The sequence below is a fragment of the Saccharothrix espanaensis DSM 44229 genome, from assembly GCF_000328705.1.
Taxonomy (GTDB): domain Bacteria; phylum Actinomycetota; class Actinomycetes; order Mycobacteriales; family Pseudonocardiaceae; genus Actinosynnema; species Actinosynnema espanaense.
Map to the genome: position 1 here is coordinate 5,951,660 of NC_019673.1, position 26,643 is coordinate 5,978,302.

General features: G+C 71.4%; 25 protein-coding genes. 13 read left to right on the top strand and 12 right to left on the bottom strand.

The window, feature by feature from the left end; translation table 11 throughout:
* Positions 1-245 precede the first annotated feature (245 nt).
* Positions 246-1,055 (top strand): MBL fold metallo-hydrolase, encoded by an 810-nt coding sequence (locus BN6_RS25720; protein WP_015102700.1) that lies wholly within the window; start codon positions 246-248, stop codon positions 1,053-1,055.
* On the opposite strand, the gene BN6_RS25725 is transcribed toward BN6_RS25720, so the two are convergent.
* Positions 1,045-2,277, bottom strand: a complete 1,233-nt coding sequence (locus BN6_RS25725; RefSeq protein ID WP_015102701.1) for an Nramp family divalent metal transporter — start codon at positions 2,275-2,277, stop codon at positions 1,045-1,047. The genes BN6_RS25720 and BN6_RS25725 overlap by 11 nt on opposite strands.
* Before the next feature lie 30 nt (positions 2,278-2,307).
* Entirely contained in the window at positions 2,308-3,168 is an 861-nt protein-coding gene (locus tag BN6_RS25730; RefSeq protein ID WP_015102702.1) for a manganese catalase family protein, read from the bottom strand.
* Positions 3,169-3,370: 202 nt separating this feature from the next.
* Between BN6_RS25730 and BN6_RS25735 the strand changes: the two genes are divergently transcribed.
* Both BN6_RS25735 and BN6_RS25740 read left to right on the top strand, forming a co-directional pair.
* Positions 3,371-4,072, top strand: a complete 702-nt coding sequence (locus BN6_RS25735) for an AfsR/SARP family transcriptional regulator (protein ID WP_041318090.1) — start codon at positions 3,371-3,373, stop codon at positions 4,070-4,072.
* A 29-nt stretch (positions 4,073-4,101) separates the two neighbouring features.
* Complete coding sequence (locus BN6_RS25740) at positions 4,102-4,317, top strand: hypothetical protein (protein ID WP_148303014.1); 216 nt, start codon at positions 4,102-4,104, stop codon at positions 4,315-4,317.
* 43 nt (positions 4,318-4,360) lie between these two features.
* Here BN6_RS25740 and BN6_RS25745 read toward each other — a convergent pair whose 3' ends face one another.
* From BN6_RS25745 to BN6_RS25755, 3 genes are all read right to left on the bottom strand, one after another.
* Positions 4,361-5,554, bottom strand: coding sequence for a hypothetical protein (locus tag BN6_RS25745; protein ID WP_015102704.1), 1,194 nt, complete (start codon positions 5,552-5,554; stop codon positions 4,361-4,363).
* Positions 5,555-5,567: 13 nt separating this feature from the next.
* Positions 5,568-8,711 carry a CHAT domain-containing protein gene (locus BN6_RS25750; RefSeq protein WP_041314011.1) on the bottom strand — a complete coding sequence of 1,048 codons (3,144 nt, stop codon included), beginning with the start codon at positions 8,709-8,711 and terminating at the stop codon, positions 5,568-5,570.
* A 253-nt stretch (positions 8,712-8,964) separates the two neighbouring features.
* Complete coding sequence (locus BN6_RS25755; RefSeq protein ID WP_015102706.1) at positions 8,965-9,813, bottom strand: LysR family transcriptional regulator; 849 nt, start codon at positions 9,811-9,813, stop codon at positions 8,965-8,967.
* Positions 9,814-9,903: 90 nt separating this feature from the next.
* Between BN6_RS25755 and BN6_RS25760 the strand changes: the two genes are divergently transcribed.
* Positions 9,904-10,743: a TIGR03620 family F420-dependent LLM class oxidoreductase gene (locus BN6_RS25760; RefSeq protein WP_015102707.1), complete on the top strand. Its 840-nt coding sequence runs from the start codon at positions 9,904-9,906 to the stop codon at positions 10,741-10,743.
* Positions 10,744-10,956: 213 nt separating this feature from the next.
* Here the strand turns inward: BN6_RS25760 and BN6_RS25765 are convergent, their stop codons facing one another.
* Genes BN6_RS25765 through BN6_RS46925 form a run of 4 tightly spaced genes read right to left on the bottom strand, consistent with a single transcriptional unit; the run spans position 10,957 to position 14,656 of the window.
* Complete coding sequence (locus BN6_RS25765; protein ID WP_015102708.1) at positions 10,957-11,925, bottom strand: zinc-dependent alcohol dehydrogenase family protein; 969 nt, start codon at positions 11,923-11,925, stop codon at positions 10,957-10,959.
* Between the two features lie 3 nt (positions 11,926-11,928).
* Positions 11,929-12,702, bottom strand: coding sequence for a HisA/HisF-related TIM barrel protein (locus tag BN6_RS25770; protein WP_015102709.1), 774 nt, complete (start codon positions 12,700-12,702; stop codon positions 11,929-11,931).
* Between the two features lie 31 nt (positions 12,703-12,733).
* Complete coding sequence (locus tag BN6_RS25775) at positions 12,734-13,966, bottom strand: FAD-dependent oxidoreductase (RefSeq protein WP_015102710.1); 1,233 nt, start codon at positions 13,964-13,966, stop codon at positions 12,734-12,736.
* A 27-nt stretch (positions 13,967-13,993) separates the two neighbouring features.
* Positions 13,994-14,656 carry a hypothetical protein gene (locus BN6_RS46925; protein WP_158509429.1) on the bottom strand — a complete coding sequence of 221 codons (663 nt, stop codon included), beginning with the start codon at positions 14,654-14,656 and terminating at the stop codon, positions 13,994-13,996.
* A gap of 1,038 nt (positions 14,657-15,694) precedes the next feature.
* On the opposite strand from BN6_RS46925, the gene BN6_RS25790 reads away from it, so the two are divergent.
* Positions 15,695-16,144, top strand: coding sequence for a hypothetical protein (locus tag BN6_RS25790; protein ID WP_015102712.1), 450 nt, complete (start codon positions 15,695-15,697; stop codon positions 16,142-16,144).
* 306 nt (positions 16,145-16,450) lie between these two features.
* Positions 16,451-17,011: an ATP-binding protein gene (locus BN6_RS25795; protein WP_148303016.1), complete on the top strand. Its 561-nt coding sequence runs from the start codon at positions 16,451-16,453 to the stop codon at positions 17,009-17,011.
* 40 nt (positions 17,012-17,051) lie between these two features.
* On the opposite strand, the gene BN6_RS25800 is transcribed toward BN6_RS25795, so the two are convergent.
* Complete coding sequence (locus tag BN6_RS25800; RefSeq protein WP_015102714.1) at positions 17,052-17,426, bottom strand: STAS domain-containing protein; 375 nt, start codon at positions 17,424-17,426, stop codon at positions 17,052-17,054.
* Positions 17,427-17,955: 529 nt separating this feature from the next.
* Here BN6_RS25800 and BN6_RS25805 point away from each other — a divergent pair.
* On the top strand, positions 17,956-18,534 hold the full coding sequence (locus tag BN6_RS25805) for a hypothetical protein (protein ID WP_015102715.1): 579 nt from the start codon (positions 17,956-17,958) through the stop codon (positions 18,532-18,534).
* Between the two features lie 239 nt (positions 18,535-18,773).
* Here BN6_RS25805 and BN6_RS25810 read toward each other — a convergent pair whose 3' ends face one another.
* Entirely contained in the window at positions 18,774-19,181 is a 408-nt protein-coding gene (locus BN6_RS25810) for a hypothetical protein (RefSeq protein ID WP_015102716.1), read from the bottom strand.
* 671 nt (positions 19,182-19,852) lie between these two features.
* Between BN6_RS25810 and BN6_RS45965 the strand changes: the two genes are divergently transcribed.
* The 5 genes from BN6_RS45965 to BN6_RS25835 all read left to right on the top strand — a co-directional run bounded on the left by BN6_RS45965 (position 19,853) and on the right by BN6_RS25835 (position 24,584).
* A complete protein-coding gene (locus tag BN6_RS45965; protein ID WP_015102717.1) occupies positions 19,853-20,065 on the top strand; it encodes a hypothetical protein in 213 nt (70 codons plus the stop codon).
* A 270-nt stretch (positions 20,066-20,335) separates the two neighbouring features.
* Positions 20,336-20,527: a hypothetical protein gene (locus BN6_RS46930; protein WP_158509430.1), complete on the top strand. Its 192-nt coding sequence runs from the start codon at positions 20,336-20,338 to the stop codon at positions 20,525-20,527.
* Between the two features lie 56 nt (positions 20,528-20,583).
* On the top strand, positions 20,584-21,195 hold the full coding sequence (locus BN6_RS25825) for a hypothetical protein (RefSeq protein WP_015102718.1): 612 nt from the start codon (positions 20,584-20,586) through the stop codon (positions 21,193-21,195).
* 699 nt (positions 21,196-21,894) lie between these two features.
* Positions 21,895-22,272: a hypothetical protein gene (locus tag BN6_RS25830; RefSeq protein WP_041314030.1), complete on the top strand. Its 378-nt coding sequence runs from the start codon at positions 21,895-21,897 to the stop codon at positions 22,270-22,272.
* A 1,259-nt stretch (positions 22,273-23,531) separates the two neighbouring features.
* Complete coding sequence (locus BN6_RS25835; protein WP_015102720.1) at positions 23,532-24,584, top strand: magnesium and cobalt transport protein CorA; 1,053 nt, start codon at positions 23,532-23,534, stop codon at positions 24,582-24,584.
* 260 nt (positions 24,585-24,844) lie between these two features.
* On the opposite strand, the gene BN6_RS25840 is transcribed toward BN6_RS25835, so the two are convergent.
* Positions 24,845-26,035 (bottom strand): PP2C family protein-serine/threonine phosphatase, encoded by a 1,191-nt coding sequence (locus tag BN6_RS25840; protein WP_015102721.1) that lies wholly within the window; start codon positions 26,033-26,035, stop codon positions 24,845-24,847.
* 89 nt (positions 26,036-26,124) lie between these two features.
* Between BN6_RS25840 and BN6_RS25845 the strand changes: the two genes are divergently transcribed.
* The gene (locus BN6_RS25845) at positions 26,125-26,610 is read left to right on the top strand and encodes a MarR family winged helix-turn-helix transcriptional regulator (RefSeq protein ID WP_015102722.1); all 486 of its coding nucleotides are present in this window, start codon (positions 26,125-26,127) and stop codon (positions 26,608-26,610) included.
* Positions 26,611-26,643 lie beyond the last annotated feature (33 nt).

Genomic DNA, 26,643 nt, shown 5'->3' on the forward strand with positions numbered 1-26,643 from the left:
GCCGGCCGGAATTTCACCCGGTCCGGACGAATCGACGTGCGGGCGAGGTGTTCCCGCCCCGGACACCTCGCCACTCGTCCTCGGGCCGGGTCGACGAGGAGGTCGGCCGCCGGCCAACCGGCTTCCCGGGCACTCCGAACGGCCGCTCCAGCACCCGGCCCCGCGCCGCGCGCCCGCCGGCGCAGCACCGTGACCCCGACGGCCGGCGAGCGGTTGAGCGCGGCCCGCGTGGCAACCCAGGCTCCATGGACCAGCAGAACTCGCTGATGTTCGTGGGCAACGCCACCACGGTGCTCGAACTCGGCCCCTTCACCCTGCTCACCGACCCGAACTTCATCCGCCGCGGCCAGTGGAGCTACTTCGGCCAAGGTCTCGCCTCCCGCCGCCTCAAGGACCCCGCTCTCACCATCGACGAACTCCCCCGGCTGGACGCCGTCGTCGTCTCGCACCTGCACGGCGACCACTTCGACCGCGTCGCCGCCCGCTCCCTGGACCGCGACCTGCCGATCCTCACCACCTCGCACGCGGCCCGGAAGCTGGGCCGGCGCGGCTTCCGGGAGACCGTCGGCCTGGCGACCTGGTCCGACCTCACCCTCACCCGCGACGGTGCCTCGCTGACCGTCACGTCCCTGCCCGGCCGGCACGCGCTGGGCCCCCTGGCGAAGCTGCTCCCGCCGGTGATGGGCAGCATGGTCGAGTACCGCCCGCGCCCCGACGCCACGCCGCTGCGCGTCTACCTCAGCGGCGACACCCTGGTGCACCGCGAACTCCACGAGATCCGCGAGCGCTACCCGGCCATCGACGTGGCCGTGGTCCACCTGGGCGGCACGAAGGTCCTCGGCCTGCTGCTGACCATGGACGGCAAGCAGGGCGTCGACCTGCTGCACCTCCTCCGCCCCCGGCACGCCGTCCCCGTCCACTACGACGACTACGGCCTGATGAAGTCCCCGCTGTCGGACTTCGTCGCCGAGGTCGAACGGCGCGAACCGCCGGCCGCGGTCACGTGCGTCGACCGCGGCGGCCGGTTCACCTTCCCGTCGCACCTCACCCGGTGAGCGTGCGGACCAGCAGGAACAGGTTCAACGCCGAGATCACCACCGCGCCCGCCACACCGAACAGGGTCGTGCCGCGCCGGTTCACCGCGCTGCCCATCACGTCCGCCCGCCGCCCCAGCAGCACCAGCGGCACCAGGGCGAACGGGATGCCGAACGACAGCACCACCTGGCTGAGCACGAGCGCCTGGGTCGGATCGACCCCTAGCGCCAGCACGGCCAACGCGGGCAGCATGGTCAGCAGCCGCCGCAACACCATCGGGATGCGCCGGCGCAGGAACCCCTCCATGACCACCTGACCGGAGTACGTGCCGACGCTCGACGCGGCCAGCCCGGACGCCAGCAGCGCCAGCGCGAACGCCAACGCCGCGCCGGGCCCCAGCAGCGCGCCCAAGCCGGCGTGCATGTCCTCCAGCGACTCCCGCGCGGGCCCCGAGCCGTGGAACGCGCCCGCCGCCACGATGAGCATGCTCGCGTTCACCGCCCCGGCCACGCCCAGCGCCACCACGATGTCCGCCCGGCTGGCCCGCAGCACCCGCCGCCGCGCCGCCGGGTCGGTGGTGTGGTGCCGCTGGGTGAGCGCCGAGTGCAGGTAGATCACGTGCGGCATCACGGTCGCGCCGAGCATGCCGGTGGCCAGCAGCACGCTGTCCACCCCGGCGAACCCGGGCACGAGCCCCGCCGCCGCGCCGGTCGGCGGTCCCAGCCGCAGCGCCTGGTAGAGGAAACCGCCGAGCACCACCGCGAGCAGCCCGACGATCACCGACTCGAACCGCCGCCGGCGCAGCGGGGCCAGCGCGAGGATGCCCGCCGACACCACCGCCGTGATCAGCGCCGCGGGCAGCAGCGGCACGCCGAACAGCAGGTTCAGCGCCACCGCCGCGCCGACGAACTCGGCCAGGTCAGTCGCCATCGCCACCAGTTCCGCCTGCGCCCACAGCAGCCCCGTCACCGGCCGGGAGTAGTGCTCCCGGCACAGCTCGGGCAGGTTGCGCCCGGTCACCACGCCGAGCTTCGCCGACTGGTACTGGACGAACATCGCCAACGCGCTCGCCCCCACGACCACCCAGAGCAGCAGGTGGCCGTGGGCGGCGCCGCCCGCCATGTTGGTGGCGAAGTTGCCCGGGTCGACGTAGGCCACCGCGATCACGAACGCGGGCCCCATGACCACGGCCGCCGAGCGCAGCCGCGCCACGACCGGCGTCCGCGACGGGGTGTCGACCATGTCACCTCCTCCGAACCGGCGGTCCGGCCGTCACGTGAGCTTGCGGATGGCCTTCTCGATCAGCCCCAGGTTGGCCGGGCTGGTGGCGTAGAGCAGCGGGTCCGGCTTGGGTGCGGACGCCTTGTCGCCCAGCGGCTCCGGGTCCATCAGGTAGGAGAACTCGTGGGTCCCGTCCGGGGTGGGCCCGGACGCCCACCGGCCCTCCGGCCCGGCCGTGCCGTCCGAGTTGTGCCAGATCGTGCCCGCGTGCTCCTGGTGCTCCTCGTCGAACAGGGCACTGGGCGCGATCGGACCCTCCAGGCCGTCCTCCTGCAACTCCTCGATCGCGGCCAGCCACATGTTCTGGTGGGCGGTGTCGCGGGCCAGGTTGAACTTGAGCATGTCCCGCACGCCCGGGTCGTCGGTCATGTTGTAGAGCCGCGCGGTCTGCAACCGGCCCTGGGCCTCGGCGGCGACGTTGGCCCGGAAGTCGGCCATCAGGTTGCCGCTGGCGACGATGAACCGGCCGTTCCACGGCACGCCGTTGCTGTCGGACAGCGTCGGGCCGCCGCCGCTGACGATGGCCTGCTGCACGTCCATGCCGCCGACCACGGCGGCCACCACCGGGTCCTCCACGGCCTTGGCAGTCACCTCCGAGGGCGCGCCCTCCAGCAGGCGGGCCACCATCGTCGCGAGCATCTCGACGTGGCCGATCTCCTCGGTGGCCACGTCCATGATCAGGTCTTTGTACTTGCCCTCCATCCGGCAGTTCCAGCCCTGGAACAGGTACTGCATGGTCACGGTCATCTCGCCCCAGGCCCCGCCGATCAGCTCCTGGAGCTTGCGCGCGAACAGCGCGTCGGGCTGCGCGGGCTTGGCCTCGAACTGGAGCCTGCTGGTGTGCAGGAACATCGCCGCCTCCTCGGTTGGGTGCGGCCGACGGTAGGCAGCGGGCGTGACCGGTCCGCGCCCGAGAACGGCACGACCGCGTCACCGCCCCGACACCGGCGCAGGTGGATGAGGGACGAATATTTCCCCGCGGTGGTGTGGAGGCGCGATTCCCGGGCACCCGAGCGGCTCTACGGGCGTGCCGGCAGAAAGGGTGTTCGCGGCGATGAACGATCGACCCCGCACCACCGTCCACCTGCTCGACGGCTTCGGCCTGGACTGCGACCAGGCGCGGGTGCACGTGGTGCCGAGTGCGCGGAAACTGGTGGCGCTGCTGGCGTTGCGCGAGGCTCCGGTCACCCGGTCGGTGGCCGCGGCGCTGCTGTGGCGCGAGACGACCGCTCGACGGGCGGCGGCGTGCCTGCGGTCGACGCTGTGGCGGCTGTCCGAGCCGGGCGTGGTGAGCACCGCCGACGACACCCTGTTCCTGCGCCCCGGCGTGGAGGTGGACTTCCACCGCGCCCGACGGCTGGTGGACGCCGCGACGTCGGCCGATCGTGCGCCGGAGCCGGAAGCGGTGGCGCTGCTGCGCACGGACCTGCTGCCCGGCTGGGACTACCCCTGGCTGCACGAAGAGCAGGACTGGTGGCGCGAGGCCCGGTTGCGCGCGTTGGAGGCGCTGAGCGCGCGGTTCCGGTCGTCGGGCGACCGGCTGCGGGCCCACCAGGCGGCGCTGGCGGCGGTGCAGACCGATCCGCTGCGGGAGAGCGCGCACCGGACGCTGGTGGAGTTGCACCTGGCCGAGGGCAACCCGGCACAGGCGGTGCGGCAGTACACCGCCTACCGGCTGCGGTTGCGCAGCGAGTTGGGGTTGGAGCCGTCCCCGGAGATCCACCGCCTGGTGCGTCCGCTGCTGGGCGGCCGGTGATGGCGGGCCCGGCAATGGCTGTCCCGGCGGTGGCTGGCCCGGCAATGGCGATGGTGTGCATGGGGCTGCTGTGGCTGGCGGGGGTGGGGTTGTTCGTGCTGGCGTGCCGGTGGTCGGCGGCGGAACCGCGCCGAGCGCGCGAGGCGAGGCGGATCGCGACGTGGCTGCGTGCGGCCCCGTGGATGTCGGCGGTCGGGGCCTTGGTCCTCGTGGCGGGCGCCGGCCTCCTGCTCCTGGTCCCGTGACTCGGAAGCGTGGTGGACCCGCCGACGAGCCGGGGACCGTGCGTCACGGTGTTCCGCCGGCCGGTACGAGCAGGTGCGCAGCCGCCTGGAAGTTCTTCACCACCACGTCGACCCGCCGGAAGTCGATCTCGGAGAACTCCTCGAAGCGGGTGATCAGCATGTCGTGCACGGTGTCGGAGACGAGCACGGCGACCGGCACGTCCGGGTGCCGCCGCACGACCTCGCGGACCGGGTCGCTGTCGGCCAGCCGGCAGAAGTTGACGATCGCGTCGGCGGTGAACCCGAGCGGGCCGAGGCCGACGGTGCCGATGTCCATCGCCATGCGCAGCCGGATCGGGTCGTCGTGCGCCGCGTTGTCCTCGGACAGCCGCTGCGGCAACGCCGTCAAGAGCGTGTCGAGAGCTTTCGGCAGGTCGGTGTCCGGTTCGAAGAAGGCGACCACGCCGTCCCCGGTGCCCTGGAAGTACGGGCCGTTCAGGACGATCCCGGCGTCGGCCAGCACGGCGTCCACGACCTCCCGCAGGCGCTTCTGGACCTGTTCGCGCTGTCGGATGGTCCGCTTGCCGTAGCCGACCACGTCGACCGTGAAGCCCAGCCGCACGTTGATCGCCGCATCGCCCACCGGAGCGCCGCACGGGAGCCGGATGGTGAACCCGTCGGCACGGCCGCGCGGGTGCAGGCCCCAGGAGTCGGCGGGGCGCAGCGCGTAGTCCGCGACCGCCTCGCCGACCAGTTCCCGGCACCCCTGCGGCGTCACGACCGTCAGCCAGCCCACGTCCGAGCCCGACCGGACGCCTTCGGTGCGCCGCCAGCGAACGCCGGGACCGCCGACCTCCACGCAGTCCAGCACCGGCCTCGTCGGCGGCACCGCCACCTGGTCGTGCAGCACCCGACCGGCCAGGTCGGGCTCGTAGCGGATGAAGTCCAGACCTTTCGTCACCGCGTAACGGATCTGAGGCACTTCCACCGGAACCGACCTCGGGAGCACGTCGACCACCAGCACGTCGGGTGTGGTGAAGCGCAACCCGATCTCGGCCCACGTCGGCGGTGGCGCTTCCGGGTCGAGCCGGGTCGCGTAGTCCACCTTGACCAGGTAGGCGTCGTGCCCGTCCGGCGCGCCGGCCAACGGGTCGACGCGCATCCCGTGGAAGGTGACGCCGCCCAGGCGGATGTCGGTGCTGTGGAACGACCTCAGCTCCTCGGTGAGCATGAGGTCGACGTGCGCGAGGGTCTGCACGAGCGCTCCGGGGTCAGTTGCCGACGTGGATGGAGGCCGCCCACGTCATCGGGGCGGTGGGGTGCTCCGCGCGCACCAAACGCACCGCGTGGTGCAGGGCGAGCGCGGTGTCCGGCAGGTGCGGGGCGGTGGTCCCGCCTCGGGTCAGGAAGCCGTGCACGGCCGCGCCGATCCGCGCGGCCGTCGAGTTGACCGGGGTGAGCGTGCCGATCACGCTGCCGTACCCGGCCAGGTGGAACGCCGCGGTGATGTGCACCGCCTCGTCGGCCAGCCGGACCGCCGTCAGGGACGTGTGGCACGCGGACAGCAGCGCCAGGCCCGTGCCGCCCAGGTCGAGGCGGGAGAGCAGGTCGACGGTGAGCGCGGCGTCGGCGTGGTCGTGCAGCAGCAGCCGGCCGGTGCCCGGCTCGAAGGGGTCGCTCACGGCGTGGCACGCGAAGTGCACGACCGGGTGGTGCGGCAGGGCGTCGAGCACCGCGTCCCGGGTGGCCTCGGCCGAGACCAGCGTCCGGGCACCGGGCAGCAGCGCGACGACGTCGTCCAGCTCGGCGGCGGCGGAGGGCAGCGGGGGCGCACCGGGCGTGTCCGGCATCGCCACGACGAGCGCGGGGCCGTCGGCCGTCGGGTGGCGGCTGTGCGCGAGGCCCCGGATCGAGAACGCGTAGGACGACACGACCCGGTCCAGCACCGACCGGCCCCGTCCGTCGAGGTGGTGACCGGCCGCGTGCAGCGGCAGGTGGGTCAGCACGCCGACCGGGCACCACCACAGGCGCGGCCACTCGCCGCGCGGTGCCGAGCGCAGGCCCAGGTGGTCGAGGATCGGCTCGGTCACGTTGTCCCACAACCACTCCAGCACCTCGTGGGCGGCCCGGTGCGCGGCGGCGCGAGCCCCGTAGGTGGGTGTCGTGGTGGTCTGGGCGACCTCGAACTTCTCCGCCTGCTCCGCCGCGAGCCGGTGCGTCACCGCGGGCAGCGGCACGACCGCCACGGGCCGTCCCCGGTGGAGCACCAAGGCGTCCGAGCGCGCCGCCGCGGCGTAGACGTACACGACCGGGCCGCGGTCGGCGTGCCCGGACAGCTCGGCGGCCGACCGCGACAGCAGGAACCGGTCCAGGCCCGGCCTGCGGCGGATCTCCGCCGGCAGCGCCGTCATCCGCTGCCGCAGGGTCGTCCGGCGCTCCGGCGGCACGGCGAACACCGGTTGCTCCGCGACGGGGTGCTCGGCGGCGTCCAGCTCGTCGCGCACGCGGTGGAACTCGCTGTGCAGCCGGGGTTCCAGCTGCTCCAGGCGGCGCAGGTCGCCCAGGGCGTCGATCTTCTCCGCGTGCAGCAGCACCCTGGCCTGTTCCAGCAGTTCCACGGCCCGGTCGGGTCGTCCCGCCGTCACGGCCGCCGCGGCGGCGTCGGCGGCGAGCCCGGACGCGTGGCCCAAGCCGAACTCGCGGTCCGCCCGGAGCAGGCGGCGCGGGGCGAGGGAGGGCAGCACCGCGACCGCGTCCTCGTACGCGGAGACGGCCGCCGCCGGGTCGCCGGCGGCGAGTTCGACCTCTCCCAGGCCACGCGCCGCCGCGACGCGTTCCGACGCGGTGGCGGCGGCCGACCGCAGCACGTGGGTGTAGGTCGTGCGGGCGTCGTCCAGCGCCCGGCGCTCCGACAGGTGCTTGCCCAGCTCCAGCAGCGCGGCTCCCAAGGTGAGCAGCAGCGGCGGTTCGCCCGGGGAGGCCACCGAGTCCTCGACCGCGTCCGCGGCGAGCACGCAGTGGGCGACGGCGGCGCGCAGGTCGTCCACGTCGCCGGTCCGCGGGTACCGGTTGAGCAGGGCGTAGGCGGTGTTGGCGAGGGCGGGCTTCGGGACCTTCCGGCCCTGCGCCGGGGCGGTCGCCCGCCTGCCCACCTCGACCGCCTCGTCCAGCAGGGCCGGGTCGTCGGTGTGCGCCGCGAGCGCCGTCAACGGGATGATCAGCGACGTCCGGTCGTCCGGTCCGGGCGCGGCCAGGGCTTCCCGGCCCAGGTCGACGGCGGCGCGGAGCGCGTCCTCGTCGCCGTCGCGCTCGAAGCCCAGGACGGTGACGGACGCCGCGTCCAGCAGGATCGACGCGCGTCGGACGTGCCCCACCGGGACGGTGCGGGCGGCCTCCCGGGCCGCCTCGACCGCCCTGACCAGCACCGACCGCTCGCCGGTCCGTTCGTAGAGGGTGCGCAGGGTGCCGCCGAGCGCCGCCAGGACGAGTGCCCGGTCCGCGTCGCCGGTGCCCGTCCGGGCCACCGCGGTCGTCGCCGCGCGCGCCGACTCGACCAGCGCGCCGACGTCACCGGTCAGGTTGAACGACCCCCTCAGGACGGCGGCGAGGAGCGCTTCGGCGTGCGCCCGGTCCGGGTCGTGCTCGGCGAGGGAGCCGACCGCCCGCCGGGCCAGGCCGACCGCCTCGCGCAGCGCGTCGCGGTCACCCGCCCGCACCGCCGCGGAACTGCTGCGGAAGGCGAGGTTGGCGAGCATCGCCGGTTTGTCGCCGTCGTGGTCCGGGGTCTTGTCGCAGGCGGTCTGGAACGCCCGGACGGCTTCGGCCGCGGGCTCGTCGTCGCCGGTCTCCTCGAACAGGTCCCACAGGGCGTTCGCGAGGTTCGCCCACGCCACCCCGAGTTCCGGTCCCGCGGCCACCGCGTCGCGCCCGACCGCGACCGCTTCGCGCAGCGCGTCCGCGTCCCCCGTGTGCAGGTAGAGCGTCCGCAACGACGCGCACAGGTTCGCCGAGCGACCGGCGAGGGCCGGCGCGTCCGGGGGCGAGGCGGCCAGTGCGCGGCGGCCCACGTCGACCGCCTCCCCCAGGGCCGAGTGGTCCGAGGTGGCCTGGAACCAGGACTCCGACATCGCGGCGAGGTTGGACAGGGCGAGCGGGTCGTCCGGCGTGCGCTCGACCGCGCGACGGGTCGCGGTGATCGCTTCGGCGAGCGCGTCCACGTCGTCGGTTCGGCTGTGCAACAGGAACAGGCTCGCGCCCAGGTCGCACAGGCGACCGGCCGGCGGATCGGCGACGTCGACCGCGCGCCGGAGCAGGCCGACCGCCTCGCGCAGCACGGCCACCTCCCCCGTCCGCTGGTGCTGCCGCGCGAGTTCGCGTCCCCTCCGGTGGAGGGTCGCGGGATCCCCGTTCACCATTTCCCGAATCTAACACCATTTCCGATTTCATTTCGAGCGAGGGAATTCCCGCAGAATTACGGACTTGTCGAACGCTGTGGCGGATGCCGTCGCCACGTCGACAAGGGGGCAGTGCGGCAAACGTGTGTCCCGACGCCGAATCCGCGCGCCACCGAGACGTGAATGTCGGAGTGTGTGGAGCAAAGGGGAATGCATGGCTGTCCGGCCAAAGGAGCGAAGACGCTCGATGCGGGCGACCGAGTAGCGCACGGCATCAGTCCCCGAAGGCCGCCCGGTGGGCCGCCATGCAGGTGGGCGGGAGATCGTCTGGGACCGAGACGCTGCCGACGATCGTCGTGCGCGGCGCGAGCGGGATCGCGCGCACCCGGGTGGACCGGATCTCGGCCACCTGGTCAGCGGGCAGCACCGTCCAGCCGCGCGGATCGGAGCCGACCTCGACGATCGTGTCCTGGACGGTCCCCGCCCGGCGGCCCGGCCGCACCTGGACCCCGGCCTCCCCCAGCGCGGCGATGACAGCCAGGTCGTGGTCCTGGGAAGTCCGGAACGGGTCGGCGGCCAGCTCGGCCACACCGACCACCTCGCCACCGGCGGCGGGATGCCGCGCGGACACCACCGCGAACAGGGACTCGGTCCATGCCGGCAGCACCCGCACCCCGGGCGCCGACCGCACTCCACGCGCCAGCGCCAGGTCGAGCTCCCCCTGCCGCAGGGCGTTCAGGCGCGCGGGCAGCGGCAGGTCGACGAGCACGACGTCGAACGCCGGAGCCCTCTCCCGCAACGCGTCGATCCCCCGTTCCAAGCGGGCGGTGAACTGCCCGGTACCCGTCCCGATGCGCATGACGCCGGCCTGCTCACGCGACACGGCCCGGACCCGGTCGGCGGCCGCGAGCGCTTCCCGCGCCGCGTCGAGCACCCTGTGCCCGGCCTCGGTCAGCCGGACCCGGTGCGGTGAGCGGTCGAACAGCCGGACGCCCAGCTCGCGCTCCAACCGCGCGATCTGCCTGCTGACCGCGGGCTGGGCGATGTGCAGCCGGTCGGCAGCCCGGCCGAAGTGCAGCTCGTCGGCGACTGTGACGAAGTACCGCAATGCCCGCAGTTCCACCGGCCCTCCCCTGCGACGATGCCGTCAGGTTATCGCCACGCGTCAGTCCTGGTCCTGGTTCGCCGCGGGCGGCCGTGCTGGAGTCGGGACATGAGCCTCGACCTCGGCCTGCTCGGCGCCCACCTGCGCGAGCACGAAGCAGACCCGCGAGCCGCAGCGGAACTCGAGCGAGCCGGCTACGGCACGCTTTGGCTGGACGCCTCGCCACCTGCCGACCTCGTCTTCGTGGAGCAGCTGCTCGACGCGACCACCCGGCTGGTCGTGGGAACGAGCGTGGTGAACGTCTGGACCGCCGACGCGGAGACCGTAGCCGCCTCCTACCACCGGATCGAGGCCCGGCACCCCGGCCGGTTCCTGCTCGGCGTCGGGGTCGGGCACCGCGAGGTTCACACCGAGTACACCTCGCCGTACGCCAAGCTGGTGTCCTACCTGGACCAGCTCGCCCAGGCGGGAGTTCCGGCCGGCCGCACGGTGGTGGCCGCGCTCGGGCCGAAGATGCTGCGCCTGGCCCGCGACCGCACCGCCGGGGCCGTTCCGTGCATGGTGCCTCCCGAGCACACCCGGCGGGCGCGCTCGATCCTCGGCGTGGGCAAGCTGCTGCTGCCCGGACATTTCGCCCTTGTCGAGCCGGACCTCGGCCGGGCCCGTGCGATCGCCCGGTCCGCACCGCCCGGAACCGCGCTGGGCGTCACCAACTACGCGGCCAACCTCCAGCGGCTCGACTTCACCGAAGACGACCTTTCCCACGCCGGTAGCGACCGTCTCATCGACGCGCTCGTCGCCCACGGCGACCCGGCCACCGTCGCGACGCGGCTACTGGCCCACCGGGACGCCGGCGCGGACCACGTCGGCGTCTACCCGCTCGGCGACGACCTGATCGCGACGCTCCGCACGGTCGCCGAAGCGGTGCACACCGCCAAGGCCGGGTGATCGGTCAGCGGACCGAGAGATGTCCGGACTTCCCAGTCGGACGTGCCGTCGGCGCGTCGACGGCCCGACCCGAGCGGAACCTGATCGCCATCGTCGCGCAGGCGGCTGCGTCCGGAGTGGTCGTGGTTGGACAGAATGCGGTTTCGGCGACGTATACGGCACAGGTCCTTCGCCTCTCTACCGCCGGACTGCCGCTGTGCGTCGTTCGCAGGGTCAGCCGGTGAGGATCACCTTGCCCCGGCGGCCAGGTTGGCGAACGTGGTCCAGTGCCGTGGCGACGTCGGCCAGGTCGTAGGTCGCGGCGACGGGTGCCGCGAAGTCCGGTGTGGACAGTAGCTCGACGGCGTGCTTGGAGAGTTCGGCGAGCACCTCGGCGGTCTGCTTGGAAACGATGTGAGGCAGCCAGAATCCTCGGACTGTGATGCTGCGGAACACCAGGGTGTGCGGTGTGAGGGCGAGTGTGCCGCCGTCGAACATGCCGAGCACGACGGCCTGTCCTCCGTCGCGCAGGCACTGGATCGCGGCGGTGCCGAGTTCTCCGCCGACGGCGTCGAGCGTCGCGTGGACGCCTTCGCCGCCGGTGACCTCGCGCACGCGGGCGACCAGGTCTTCGACGGCGGTGTTGATCACGGCGGCGGCTCCCGCGCGGGTCAGGTCGTCGTCGTGGCCCCGGTTGCGGACTACGCACACGCATCGGACGCCGGTGCGGTACGCCAGGTGCAGCACCATCCGGGACAGCGCGGAGCCGGCAGCGGTGATCAGCAGCCAGTCGCCGTCGCGCAGCGCGAGTTCGCGGGTCAGCAGGAGCGCTGTGAGGGGGTTGACGGTGAGCTGGCAGGCTGCGGAGTCGGCGAGCCGGTCGGGTACCGGGACGACGTCCGCCGCCGGTACCGCGACATACTCCTGCCAGGTGCCCTGCGCGGCCACGGCCACGCGTTGCCCGACGGCCGGACCGCCGGTCGTGGTCTCCTCGACGGTGCCGACGCCCTCGAACCCCGGCACGGCGGGCAGGGTGGGGCGGCGGCCGTAGCGGCCCTCGATGAACAGTTCGTCGGACGGGTTGACCGGGCGCGCTGTCATCCGCACCAGGAGTTCTCCGGCGCCGGGTCGGGGGCGGGGGCGGTCTGCCAGGGTGACGACGTCGGGGGCGGGTCCGTGTCGGGAGAAGACGACGCTGCGCACGGGTCACCGCCCGTCCGGCGGCGGGTTGCGGCGGATGTCGTCGAGGGTGACCGCGCCGGAGTGCAGCATCTTGTTGGCCAGCACGTAGGACGCGCCGCCTTCGGTGATCCCCTGGTGCAGGTCCCGCACGGTGCGGGCGCCGCCGGAGGCGATCACGGGGATCGAGAGGGCTTCGACCAGGGCGCGGGTGAGGGCGTGGTCGAAGCCGCGCCCGGTGCCCTCCCGGTCGGCGCAGTTGGCGATCACCGCCCCGCACCCGAGGTCGCGCAACGTCCGCCCGAACGTGAGGGCGTCGATCCCGGTCGCCTCGTCGCCGCCGTCGACGTAGACCGTCCAGCCGTCCTGCCCGCCGCGCCGGTAGCGGGCGTTGACCACGCCCACCAGCCGGTCGGAACCGAAGCGCGCGGCGATGGCCGAGACCGTGTCCGGGTCGTCGACGGCGCTCGTGCTGACCGACACCGACGCGGCCCCGGCGTCCAGCAGCTTCGCGCAGTCCTCGACCGAGGGGACGCGGCCGTCGTGCAGCGACACCATGACCTCGACCAGGGGTGCCGCGCCGGCGACGACCCGCTGCGCTTCACCGACCCGCTCCCAGGTGTCCACCACGTCGACCAAGACCCGCCGCACGCCCGCTCCGGCGTAGTGCGCGATCAGTTCGACCGGGTCCCACCGGTCCCGGAGGCCGGGGACGCCGCTGGCTTCCGTGGAGCGCTCGTCCGACACGTCGACGCACGGGATGAGCACGTCGACCAGGGTCGGGGGGTCGGTGACTGGCATGGCGTCCTCCCAGGGGTCACGGCGTGGGGTGTCACGGTGCGGGCAGGTGTCGCAGGCGGGCGCTGCCCGGGGTGATCCGGCGGGCCACTGCGGCGGCCGAGGCGATCGCGCTTTCCTGGTCGCCCAGTCCGGTGGTGTAGTGGCCGGCGAAGTGCAGACCTTCGCGGCCCTGCAACGCCGCCAGCGCGCGTTGTGCGTCGACCAGGTCGGTCGTGGGTGTCAACGCGTGGAAGGTGCTCGTCGCGAGGACGCGGCGCGGCTGGGCGGAGCGGTGGGTGATCTGGCTCTTGAAGACGTCGACCCCGTGCGAAGGGCCGTACCAGAAGCTCGATTCGGCCCAGCCGTCGTGGCTGATCAGGTTGTACGTCGACCACAGGTCGCGGTCGCCCGGCAGGTAGGCGGGGTCGAGGTGCAGGGCGTAGCGCACCGGCCGGTAGGCGAATCGGCGCAGCACGTGCCACGGTGCGCCGGGGCCGGTCATCGACGCGGGGAGCAGGCGCGCCGCTGTCGGCGGTGGCACGGTGAGCACCAGCTGCTCTACTACGCGGTGGTGGCCCTCGGTGTCGATGAGTGCGTAGCCGTCGGCGGTGCGTTCGACGCGGTCGACTCCCGCCCCGGTCCTGACCTCGGTGGTGGTCAGCCGCGCGGCCAGCGCCCAGGCGAGGCTTTCCATGCCGCCGCGCAACACGCGCACCGTCGACGGCTCGTCGTTCGCGACGCTCGACAGGTAGGTCAGGACCACGTGGGCGGGCAGCCCGACGACCTGGGCCACCGGGCACGCGAACAACGCGGCGGGCAGCGCGGACAACACGTGGTCACGCACCGCCGGCGGCGGCGACAGCGACTCCACCACAGCGCCGAACGGGACGTCCCGGTCCGGCAGGTCCGGCACACTGTCCAGGAACGACCGCGTCTGCTCCCACAGCGGCCCGCGACCCACGTGCGCCGGCCGTCCGGGACAGTCGTCCACCAGCAGCGCGTTCCCGTCCATCGAGAAGGTGTGGGAGGACGGGACGTCGATCAGCTGGTGCGCGTCGATGCCGACGGCGGCCATCAGGGCGGCGTGCGCGGAGGAGTCGTCCGCCGCGATCTCCTGGGTGCCCAGGTCGAACACCCCGAGCACGTTCTCGACGCACCCCGCCGCGGAGCGCGCGTTCCCCCCGATCCGGGAGCGGGCCTCCAGCAGCACCGCGGTGCACTCCTGGTCCACCAGCCAGGCGGTGACCAGACCGGAAATTCCCGCGCCGACGATGCCGACCCGCATGACGACCTCCTCACGCCCGTGGGACGGTCACGACCAGGCTTCGGCGGCGGCGCGCCAGAACAGGCCGATGTTGGCTTCGAGCAGCCGAGCCGAGAAGGCGGCTTCGTCGGGATCGTCGCCGCGGCGCAGGCCGTCGTCCGCGGTCTCCAGCGCCAGCGCGAGCAGGTCTTCCGACGCCGTCCCGTCGTAGTAGTCGAAGAACTCGTCCGGCGCGGTGACAGCCGACTCGCGCACGCCGGCGGTGATCGCCACGCAGTCCGGGAAGTAGACGGTCATGTCGGTGTGCAGCGCCAGGGCGAGCGACGCCTGGCTGCCCGTCACCGCGATCCACGACAGGCAGCCGCCGAACGCGTAGATCGTCGGGTCCGGCACCCGGCGTCGCAGTTCGGCGTCGCCGAGCCCGAGGGCGCGGGCGCACGCGACGAGCTTGGGCGTGGCGTTGGTGACCAGTTCGGTGATCTGCGTGAAGAACGCCGTCGCCGGCGGGTGCGGGTACTTCGCCAGCCCCACCCCGTAGGCCACCAGTTCCGCTTGGTGCGCCTGTAGTTCCGTCAGGACCAGTCCGCGCAGGTCGGCCGCGGTGAGGCTGCCGTCGTTCAGCTTGTCCAGGACCGCGTTGGCGACGGGTTCGTCGTGGCGCAGTGTGGCGAGCCGGCCGGCGAGGTCCGCTGCTTCGGTGTGCACTGTCATGGTGGACTCCTCGATGGGGTGGTGGCGCATCGACGTCGCCGGGTCATTCCTCGGGGCCTCGACGGGTGCCGGGGACCGCCCAGTGGGTCCGCAGGAGAGGATCGACCCGGGCTGCGGTCCGGGCCCTTTTGGCGTGCCAATCGAGCCGGAGGTGAACATGACGTAGGCCAAGTCGCTCGCGGACAGTTCCGGAATCGGTGCCGAAGCTTCGGCCACGGTCTCAGCGGCGTCCGCCAAGGCGAGGCAGGGTGGCAGCGGGTCGCCGTCGACCGATCGTTCCCACCCCACCGCGACGGAATCGCCCACCCGAACCCCCTTCGCGGCGAGCACCGCGGCCAGGGCCTCCATTCGGCGGCGGACCTGGTCATAGCTCAGCAAGTCAGCGTCCTGCGGGGACAGCGCGATCGCTTCGGGGGTCGCCCGAGCCTGTTCCAGGAACAACTCGTGGACGAGCGCATCCCGCGGGTAGTCCAGGACCGTTGCATTCCACTCCCGACCCCGACCCAGGTGCGCTGCCCGCTGCGATTCACGCCCGGCCACGACAGAACCCCCCATCAGGCCCGGGCACGGCACGGCCCGCTTGGAAAGACCCCGTCAAGGCGGATTTTCGAATTAGACAAACATTTGCCAAGAATATATCCCGATCCACCGGCGGCCTCAATCAACCGTTCGGGTGCCGACCCGGTCCGTTGGGCCCACGGGGCGAATTCCCGCCAGCCGACCCGTCCGGCTGACGTCCATCCGGTCATTCTTGCGTATTTTATGCGGGGCGGACTATTCCGCCGCGATCGGCCAGGTGGCTCAAACGTGGCGGGCGGCAGCACCGCGGTCCGGGCAGAAGGGGATCTGACGGACCGAACCGGTCGATCGCTCCGTCGGCATCGTCCGCTTACCCCGCGCCGTTTCGGGGTATCACCGCGCCAACGGAGGTGCCGCGCCGGTCGGGAGAGACCGTCGGCGAGGGTGCCTCACCGCTCCGCGAGCGAACGATCGCGGTCGTGGAGCGGAACATCTCCGCTGGAGTGAGAGGACACATCGATGAGCGGCAAGGGCGTTCCGGGAAACCCGGCCGGGTTGCGGTCCGACGTCGAGAAGGCTCCGGAAAAGGCCAAGGAGAAGGCCGGCGAAGCCGCTGATCGGGCCGGCACCGCCGCCGGGCAGGCAGCCGCGAAGACGCAGGGCGTCGCGGGTGAGGTGGCGGCCAAGGCCCAGGGGGTCGCCGGCGAGGTCGCGGCGAAGACGCAGGCTGTTGCGGGTGACGTGGCGGCGAAGACGCAGGCCGTGGCGGGTGAGGCCGCGGCGAAGGCTTCCGCGGTCGCGAGTCAGGTGGCCGGGCGGGCCGACCAGGCCGTCGACGCGCTGCCGCCGTCCGTGCGGGAGAAGGTCGTGCTCGCCAAGGAACAGGCGCGCAAGCACCCCGCGCTGGTGTGGGGCGGCGCAGCGGCGGCCCTGCTGGTGGTGTGGCGGTTCGTCCGCCGGGGGCGGTGACGACCCGGGCCTCGACGGGCCCTTCAGCCTGACCTTCGCGCCGCCCGCCCCCTCGGGGACGGGCGGCGCGCGCGTAGCCGGCCCGGTCGCCCACGAAGAGCGCCCGACCAGGAGCAAGACCGGACCGGAAGAGTCCCGGTTCGCCCGTCCCCCACTACCGGGTCGAACGGCAACCTGGTCGTGCCGATGGGACCGCCCGGCACGCGTACACGATCGGGTGCACGGTGAGCACTTCCCGCGGTCCGGTGAGCGTGAGCGGGCGCGGTCGAGGGGTCGAGATCGCCCTGCCACGGCGGGACGGGCCTGGTGAGCGCGGCGATCGCCAGTCGTCGGCCCGGCCGACGCGAACGACTGCGGCTCAGGCGCACTGCGGGGGCGGATGGTTCGGTCGACGACGTATCGGGGATTCTGGTGGTCGAGGCGACTGGAGCAGACGGTGATGGCGACGTGAACCCCGCAGGCGAGAACCTGCCCGAGCACCGCGGGCCGGTTCTGGAACTCGGTGACCGGCCACCGATGAACGCGGTTCGCCGATGGACCGAACGGGCCGTGCCGCACGTGGTGGGCGAGTCGCTCGAAGACCTGCTGTTGCTGGTGACCGAACTGGTCAGCAACGCCTACGACCACGGGCGCCGGCCGGGGCGACTGCGCTTGCTGGACTCCTGCGACCAACTCCGGGTCGAAGTCGACGACGGTTGCCCGGAGCCGCCGGTGCCGGGCCGGTCGCGCATCGCCGACAGCAGGGGCCGGGGGTTGCTGCTGGTCGCTGCGCTGTCCAGCGCTTGGGGGCACACCGGACGAGTCGGTGGGGGCAAAACCGTGTGGGCGGACCTGCCCCTTCCCGACTTCACGGGCGAAGCGCGCTGACCGGCCTCGCCTGGCGCACGAAGGGTGCACCTGAGGGGAACTAGCGGTTCGTGTCCTGGCGTGCGGCGGTGAGGGCGTCCTCGACGCTGTCGTGAATCGGGAACAGCTCGTCCATCGCGGTGACGCGCAGCGCGTGCCGAACCTGCCTGCTCGCCGCCAACCGCACGACGCACGCCGGGCCGTCCGCGTTGTGCTGACGCAGGTGCGCCAGCACGGCGATCCCGGACGAGGCGAAGAAGGTCACGTCGACCAGATCGAGGACCAACGCCGCGGGTGCCCCGTCGAGGATCTTCACGCCCGACTCCCGCAACGGGTCGCTGTTGGACATGTCGATCTCGCCCGCAACCCGCAACACCGTCACCTCGTCCACCACGTCCACGCGCATGCCGGGCAGCGGATTCGTTCCATCACTCATGTCCCGATCCTTCCTCAGTCCGCCGCCGGAAATCCGGGACGTGTGCCTCTGTTGTCCCGCTGCGGGCGGCCTCCCCGATCGTCGTGCCGCGTGTCTAGAGTCGCGCATCAGCGGAGGCACAGCAGCGCAGCCCCCTTGGGAACGGCATCCGGCAGGGTGCCGTCGTCACGGGAAGGCCCTCCGGTGTTCGAGGACGATCTGCACTTGGCGCGGGCACTGACCGCCACACGCTACCGTCCATTGTGGACGATCTGCACCACAGCCAGTCCGACACCGACGACGACACCTGCGTCGTCGGACTCCAACCACCTGAGACATCGAGACATCGCTCCCCGCCAGGCCGGCATCCACTCGTGCCGCAACCGTTCACGGCACCGACGTCGAACAGGTCGGCCGCCGACAGCGCAACCCTGACTCCAGCCACGGGTTCTGCGCAACGCCTGGTGGATGCGGTCCCACGCTGATCACGTCGAGCCGACTCGACCGCCACTAGAGTGCCCACGTGCACCGGAAGCCGCTGAGCCATCGCATGCGACCGCGACCGGATCACGCGCCCGTGCTGCCGTCGGACACGCCGGAAGCGCGACGCCGTGCCCGTGGCGAGGGCTTCCGGGCGAAAGCCGTGGAATGGGCGGCGCTGCTGATCTCCTTGGTGGCACTGGCGGTGAGCCTCGCGGCGTGGACGAGGCCCTACCCAGCCGACCCGCGGAGCCTGCCCCGCTATGGCGACCCGAAGCAGGCCGTCGTCATCGCCGACGTCGAGCAGGCTCTGGGGTTCTTCACGTTCCTGGACGACGAACGAGAGAGCCGGGTCTTCCTCAACATCAGCATCCCCACCGAGGTGATGCGCCAACGATTCCGGCCGCACGGCGACGCACAACCAGGGGACGAGCCGTACCGGGACGGCTTCGTCCTGCCCGACGACCACCTCACCTACGTCCTGTCGATCAACAAGGCAGGCGAGCCGGACCGAAGGGGGATGTACTTCGCGCACGGCGCCTACAACCTGAACGGCTACTTCGCCAACCGCGGCATCATCGACATCTCCACCGGAGCGGCCACGGTCTCGATCACCCCGCTGACCGATCTGGAAGCCCTCGGCCCGTAGTGCACGACGAATCCTCGGACCCACTCACGAACGAATCCTGATCACATCCGGTAGGCCACAGGCCGAGAACCAGTGGTACCGAAGGTCGATTCGACGCCCGACTGACAGCCGTTCGGATGATCTCGGCAGACGCCTCTGAGATGGCCTCGGAAGTTCTGACGTAATAAAGGGTCGGGTGGCCGCAGGTGCGGCCACCCGACCCTTTCCCGGCGCACGGAATCGGCGCCGGGGCGGCCTGATCAGAGAATGTCGACCAAGACCTTGGAGACGTCGATGTCGTCGATGATGTCCGCGTCGTTCAGCGCCTCGACCACGGCGCTCTTGAACACCAGGTTGTCCTCGACCGTCAGGTTGTTCAGGACGTCCTCGATGACCACCTGGACGGCGTTGAGCTGGGCGTTGGTGAGCACGTCGATGTCGTTGCCGCTCGCGATGTCGCCGATGGTGATGACCGAGTCCGGCAGGTCGATCGGGACCTGGACGGTGGTGTTGATCGTGCAGACGATCACGTTGACCAGGCCGGTCGGGTCGGAGTTGATGCAGGAGGCGCTCGGGGTGCCGGTGGCCGAGGCGGAACCTGCGGTACCCAGGGCGGCGAGGGCGGCGAACGTGACGGCGGTGGCGGCGGTGGCGATGCGCTTGAGCAACTCGGGCTCCCGTTTACTCGGTGGGGGTCGATCTGACGGGAGAAATCAATCAGACGTCCACCCGGCTCCGGAAGTGCCAGTTTTTCTGAGCGCCGTTCACCTGTCACACAATTGGTCCGACCGCCTGCACGCAGTTGCGCCGACCGCCGCCCGGAACCGCGCCGTGCCACATGTTCGCGACTCACCATTTCGACAGCGGCCCCGACCAAACTCCACCGCGAGTGTGATTCCGTACCGCCGCCCATCAGCCGGAGATGGGATGATCGACCGGAGCCGATGTGGGACTTCGAAGCGCGATGCGGGCCGCCTGTCGATACCGTCTCGACGTCTTGGACCGCCCGGGTGGTCTTTTCCTGCCAAACTGCGCCGGAAGGGTGACCCCCCGGACCCACTGGCAAAAAATACAAGGCGATGTGATCGGCGTCACTCCAGCGAACCGTGGCGTACGTTGTTCAAGCGTCTGCCAGACGCGCCCCCCTCGCGCGCGCCGCCCTCACCCACACGAGCGAACAGCGATGGCGGCGACAGTCGATCTCGTGTCCTCTGTGGAGTGACTTTCGGCGGGAATCAGTTTCTGTGGCCCCATATCGGCTATCCCAGACACGTGTACGTGACGACCGCACATCCGGTCTGAACGCCGGTGACGCCCCCAGCCCCCCAGGAGGTGGGCCATGACCTCGACACCCTGTCCGCCCACCGGGGCGTTCGTGGTCTACCTCAATCCAGACCTGCTCGATCCCGCCCCCTTCGTGTGTGGTGCGGTCATCGGCGACTCGATCGTGGATCCGGAGACGCGCCGTCCATGGGTACCGGTGCTGGGCACGGGCCACCTGGCGCTGGTGGACACCGCCGACATCGTCGAGTCGACACCTCGCCGCCCGTGAAGCGTCGTGGTCGGCGTTCGACACCGGCCGGTCGCCGCTGTTGCGCGGCCACGAGGACGAAAAACTTCTCCGCATGCTGCGGTTCGACCCCGATTCCGTTGTCGCGACGGACAACACCCACCTGTCGCCCTCGCCCGCTTCGGCGTGGATCCGCACGTGGGGTGGCGGCACCCCCGGAACTTGACGGCGTTGCCGACGACGACGTCGCCGTAGCGTTTCCGCAGCACTTGGCAGAAGCTCGCGATCTTGCGAAGCGGGCTCTTGGAGTTCATGCGAGGCGACCTGGGCGAACTGCTCCAGTTCGGCATTGGAGCGGCGCAGGTCCTCGGTCGCGGTGTCGAGCGCGGAGTTGTGTTCGCGCGTTTGGTCGAGCCGGCCGACGATGCGCTCACGCAGGACATCGACGTCGCCGCTGCTCGGCGGCCGGCGGGGTCCTTCTGCGCAAAGGGTTCCGGCGTTTAGTGGGACTCCGCTGCGGGGACCCGCGTGCCATCACGACGTGCACCCTGGGGAGATGGATGGACGACGAGGTTCGGCGCGCTCATGACGAGGTGGTCAACCTGGTCGCCCTGCGCCCGGTGGCCGTGGCGGACAGGCGGTCGTTGCCCCGACGGTTCTTGTGGCGTGACGTCTGGTTGGCGCTGACATCGAGTTCGCTGAACCTGCTCGCCGCGGCGACGGTGGTCGCGGTCGGGGCGGACGGGTGGCTCACCTCCGCCGCCGGCAGCGCGTTGGCGAGCGCCGCAGCGAGCTCGATCGTCTCCGGCTTACACGAAGTGCACCAGCGGACCCGCCACGCCGGCCGGCTGCTCGAACACGGCCCCGACGCGGCCGACACCCTCGCCGCCTTGCAAGCCGACCGACCCGGGCCGCACTGGACCTTGGCCCTGCGGGTGGTGTTCGACCTGCTTCTCCTCGCGCTGCCCGCGATGGCGCTGTCCCAGACGTGGCACGAAGGCGCTTCCACGTGGACCATCACCGCAGGCGTGCTGACCGCACGGCTCGTCGCCGCCACGATGGAGCACCTGTACCTCCGGCGCAACCACCGGTGGCGACAGGACTTCATCCATCGCGAAGGCATCCCGCTACCGGCCCTGCCGGACCGCTGGCGCGTGCTCGTGACCCCATGAACGACCACCAGCAGACCAGCCAAGCAGCACGCCGATCATCGAGGTCGTAGCCCGTCGTGGCTGCCTCGCGGTCGCCGGGTCCCCTCGCACGCGCGGTCCGGCGGCCTTGGCTTTACACCAGAGCGCAAACTGCGGCCGGAACACCGTCGGGGTCCGACAGGAGTGGCATCCTGTGCGAATAGTCGCTTTGGCGGATCCGCCGAGCGGGGGTTGTCATGACGTCGTGGCACCACCGACTGTCCGGTCAACCAGTGGACGTGTACCTCGGAGCCGACGACAACCAGCAGTGGCGGTTGCTGTCGGCGCGCGGCAGCATCGCATCCAGAACGTCAAGCACGAGTACTGCATGGACGTGCCGGATCACGACGGCGTCCCGGCGGGCACCCCGATCAGCGAGTACCACTGCAACACCGGTGACACCGACAACCAGGTGTTCGTCCGGCCGAGACTGCGGAGGCGAGCGCCACGAGGGGGTCCGGCCGCCGCCTCGTCGGCCACCACTCGCACCTGCGCCGCCACACCGGTTCGCTGTCCGGCCCGGACTGGTCGCGATCACCGTGATCGTCGTGGCGTTCCGGCAGGCGCACTGCCCACCGGAGCTGCTGGGACGGGTCAGCGCGAGCGCGCAGTTCCTGAACTACGGGGTGATCCCGGTGGGCACGGTGATCGCGGGCGTGCTCGCGGACTCCGGCCGGCTGGGTGGTGGTCGCGGTGAACCTGTTGGCGCGCTACGCCGACGTCGACGGGAAGGTGCGGTTCTTCGCCGACGACCGCCGGGTGCCGCTGGACGGGGTGGCGGATGAGCGGGCCGGATCGAGCGCATCCCCTACGAGTTTGTGCGTGGTGGTGAGCGACCCGGAGGATGACCTTCCCGGCGACTTCGACACCGCCCGCGAGGTGCACCACGCCGCGCTGCACAAACCCGTCGACGTCACCGCGTTCGTCGCCGACTTGGAGCAGCGATCGACAAGGACACGCTGCGCCACCGACTGCTGCCTGTGTCAGTTCGCGATCGCGACCCTGTCGACGCCACGTTCGCCGCGCGCGGGCTGGCGTACATCGACACCCGCGGCGTGAGCGTGGCGGGGTCCGCGTTCGGGGGTAGTTCTCGTCGTCGGACCTCCAGCCATGGTCCGCGCCCCGGGGCCTGTGGTCGGCAAGTCTCCTCTGAGGTCATCGCGCCTGCACAACGCGAGGGGCCCCGGCGCAGTTCGCGCCGGGGCCCCGGGGTTGTTGGATTCCACTTCCACCTAGCCGGCCGTGAGACCGGCTTCCTCCGTCCGCACCACCCGCACTACAAGCGGGCGCTGCGGGGATCGCGTGTGCGTGACCGAAGACCACCTCTCGATCAGGTGGAACCTCGGTACCCGTCCGGCAGAGTTCAGCCGAAACCGGGCGATCCGATGGTGTGCAACCCTTCCCTTCTCCTCTGATCACTGCGACTTGCGTTCTCACGTGAACGGTCGGCACCGGTCCTGATGCACATGCCGGAATCACCTCGCCGACCATCCCCGGCCACCTGACTAGAGCCCCGTCCACTGATCGGCTCTGACAGACCTGACCGCACTGCACTTGCGGTACTGCACTTGCGTTATCACACTGCCGATAGCAACTGCTTCACGAACCGAATTGCTTCACCACTTCGTCCGGCCGCCGGCACCGGGATCACTCCTCCGGTCTGTCGCCGATCGACCCCTGGTCCACTGCCGAGGAGCCCCGTTCACCGATTGGCCCCAGCACGTCCGACCGTCTTGCCATCGATCCCACGGGCAGTTCGTCATCTCCCGTGTCACTGCTCTTCTCTGTCAACGAGGAGAACACTACACACGCGGGCACCCGAATGTCTACTCCGACCGACACAGATTTACTCAACCAGGTGACGAAGGCTCTCTCACCTGCGGCGATGGCACCATCGGGCCGCAGAATGGGCAGATCCCCATCCACGACACCGAACCTGACCGGTGGTCGCCCGTTGCCGTGGGCGATCCGCGGCCGGGCGGGCGCGGCACTGGATGATCCACGGTGAATCGGCCGGCGTCCTGCTCGTGGTGACCGAGCTGGTCGCCAACGCCGTCGACCCACGGGCGGCACCCCCGCCGGAGCCGGCTGCGGCGATCAGGGATCCGGTCTCGCGTCCGCGTCGAGGTCGACGGGACCTCGGCTCGCCGGCAGATCGGAACGTCACCGGCCGGATCGATACCGCGGCCGGGCCTGGTCATCATTGCCGGCCTGTGCGCCCGTTCGACCGCCGTGAATTCGTCGTGGAGGTAACTGTGTGATCGCCTGTTCCAGCGATCCACCGTGGCCGGGCCCACCGCTGCGGCAGAATCGCGCGAATGGCGAAACTCGGAGCCGACAGCACGCTCGGCCCCGTCGTGGGCCGGTCCCACGACTCCGTCGTGGCCTGCGGGGTCTACGTCGACGGTGTCCGGCTGCCGGGCCAGTGGTCGGCTGCCGACGCGGTCGCCGAAGTCCGCGACCGGGGCGAGGGGTTCGTCTGGATCGGCCTGTACGAGCCCGCCGACGAGCAGATCCGGGACGTGGCCGAGGCGTTCGGACTGCACGAGCCGGCCGTGAAGGACGCTGTGTGCGCCCATCAACGGCCGAAGCTGAAGCACTACGGCGACAACCTGTTCATGGTGTTCAAGACGTTGGGCTATGTGGAGAACGAGTCCCCGACGACCGCCAACGAGATCGTGGAGTCCGGCGAGATCATGCTGTTCCTCGGCGCCGACTACGTTGTCACCGTCCGTCATGGACGGCACGCGGGGTTGCGCGACGTGCGGCAACAGCTGGAGGCGATCCCCGACCGGCTGGCCGCCGGACCGGCGGTGGTGCTGCACGACATCGCGGACCGGGTGGTCGACGGCTACCTGGAGGTCGTGGAGGCGTTCCAGGGCGACATCGACCTGGTGGAGGCCGCGGTGTTCGCACCGCGCAGCGTGCTCGGTGTCGAGCAGATGTACCTCGTCAAGCGGGAACTCGTGGAACTGGGTCGGGCCGTCATGCCGTTGGCCGGGCCGCTTCGGCGGCTCAGCGACGGCACGTGCGGATCGCTGGTGCCCGACTCGGTGCGCTCCTACTTCCGCGACGTGGACGACCACCTGACCTCCGTCGCCGAGCGGGTCGCCGCCTTCGACCACCAGCTCTCCAGCCTGGTCGACGCCGCCATGGCGAAGGTGTTGCTGCAGCAGAACAACGACATGCGCAAGATCTCCGCCTGGGTCGCGATCATCGCCGTGCCCACCATGGTCGTCGGCGTCTACGGCATGAACTTCGACCACATGCCCGAACTGCGGTGGAAGTACGGCTATCCGTTGGTGCTGTCATTGACCTTCATCGCATGCCTGACCGTGTACCGGCTGTTCAAGCGCAACCGGTGGCTGTGACCCACGGCGGCAGCCGCTTTGCCAGCTACACCGAGGTGCTGCCCGCAGGGCGTCGCCATCGTGTCGCATGGCCTGGCCCGCTACCGGGCCGGAGCCCTTCTTCGCAGCCCGCCTCCCCAGATTTCGCAGTGTGCCGTCGAACCCACGGTCGCGCCACCACGCGACAACGCCGTGAGCTGACGGGTTGCCGATGCGTGATCTCCGGACTCCGGCGGGGCGAGAGGTGACGGTCTCGGGTGAACAGTGGCGGAAGTGCGGGATCAGCCCTCGGCGGGGGCCTGATCCCGTCCCCTCCAGTCCAGGCACAACACCATCGCGTCGTCCTCCGGGCCCGAGGCGTGGCGGTGCCCGGCCAGTTCCTGGAGGATCGCGCGGGGTACCTGGGCGGCGGGCAGCAGGCGGGTGGCGTTGATGGCGCGCGCCAGCGCCCGCTCGCCGTAGCGCTCGCCGCCGGCGGAGGCGACGTCGTACACGCCGTCGCTGACGAAGATGAGGCGGTCGCGGGGCACTACACGGAACCTCTCGGCGGTGTAGGGGGTGCCGTCGAACATGCCCAGCGGCATCTGGGCGTCGAAGTCGACGGGTTCGGCGGTGCCGTCGCGCAGCAGCCACATCCTCGGCGAGCCGGCGTCGACGACTTCGACGTCGCCCGTGGTCAGGTCGAATTCCAGCAGCAGCACCGAAACGTGCAACCGGCCCTCGTACTGGCCGTAGACGGCCTGGTCGGCGAGCGCGGCCTGGTCCGCCAGGGGCGTTCCGGCTCGTCTCGCGTTGCGCAGCGCGTTGACGGCCAGGTTGGTCAGCAACGCCGCGTCGATGCCCTCGCCCATCCCGTTGGTCACCGTGAGCGTCAGCCGGTCAGCGGAGGTGGACCAGTCGAAGTTGTCGCCGTAGATGGCGTAGGCGGGTTCGAGTTGGGCGCCGATGCTGTACTCGGCGCGGGCACAGGCGCGGCCGGGCAGCAGCTGCCACTGCATCTCGGCGGCCAAGGTCAACCGGTTGGCCCGCCGGGCCTGGAGGTAGAGGTCGGTGTCGCGCTCGGCGACCATGATCTCGTGCGCGAGCACTTCGGCGATCTGCGCGAGCGCGTCCAGGACCACGTCGTCGGGCGCTTGGGGCAATCCCACGGAGAGCACGCCGAGGCGGTCGCCCCGGACGGTGACCGGCAGGTGGACGACGACACCGGACGACACCCGCTCGACGCGCGGCTGCTGCGCCCCGAACGACTTGCCCGGCTCGCTGGTGCCGACGGGCACCGGGCGGGCGGTGTAGGGCAGGACGGAGACGGGCTGCAACATGGTCACCGCGTAGTCCGCCATCAGCAGGTCCACGTCGGTCGCCCCGAAGCGGCGGGCGAGCTCGGCCCGGGTGACGTCGAGCAGCGCGTGCGGGGCGGCGTTGCGGAGCTGACGCTCGACTTCGAGGTATCTGCCGTCGGCTGGCGCGGTCATGTGTGCCCGATTTCTTCCGGTGGCCGCCGCACCGTGGTGACGGACGAGCGCAGGCTGACAGGAGGCGGCGAGGATGCGATGGTGGACAGGTGAACCGGTTCCGCGCCCACTCCGACCCCGATGACGCGCTCGATGTTCTCACCGAGGTCGTCGAACGCATCGAGGTGATGTGGGAACGGAGTCGTGGAGCCTCGCCGGCTCCCCTGTCGGCGTCGCAGTTGCGCGCGATGTTCGTGCTGGAACGCTTCCCGCAGATGAACCTGCGCGCTCTCACCGAGCAGCTCGACTCGACGCCGCCGTCGGTCAGCCGGTTGTGCGACCGGCTGGAGGCGGTGGGGTTCCTGGACCGGTCGCTCAGCCCCAACTCCCGGCGGGAGGTCGAGCTGCGGTTGAGCGAAAGGGGCCGGACGTACCTGTCCGACCTGCGAAGTCGCCGTCGCGAGCACGTCCGCGGGTTGATCGAGGCGATGCCCGCGTCGGCGCGGACGGCGCTGGTGGAGGGCCTGCTCGCACTCCGCGACACCGCCGTCGTGCCGGACGCGCCGCGCCAGGAACCCGGTACGCAGTCGGCGTAGCCTCTGCCGAAACATGATCGCCTTCCGACTGCA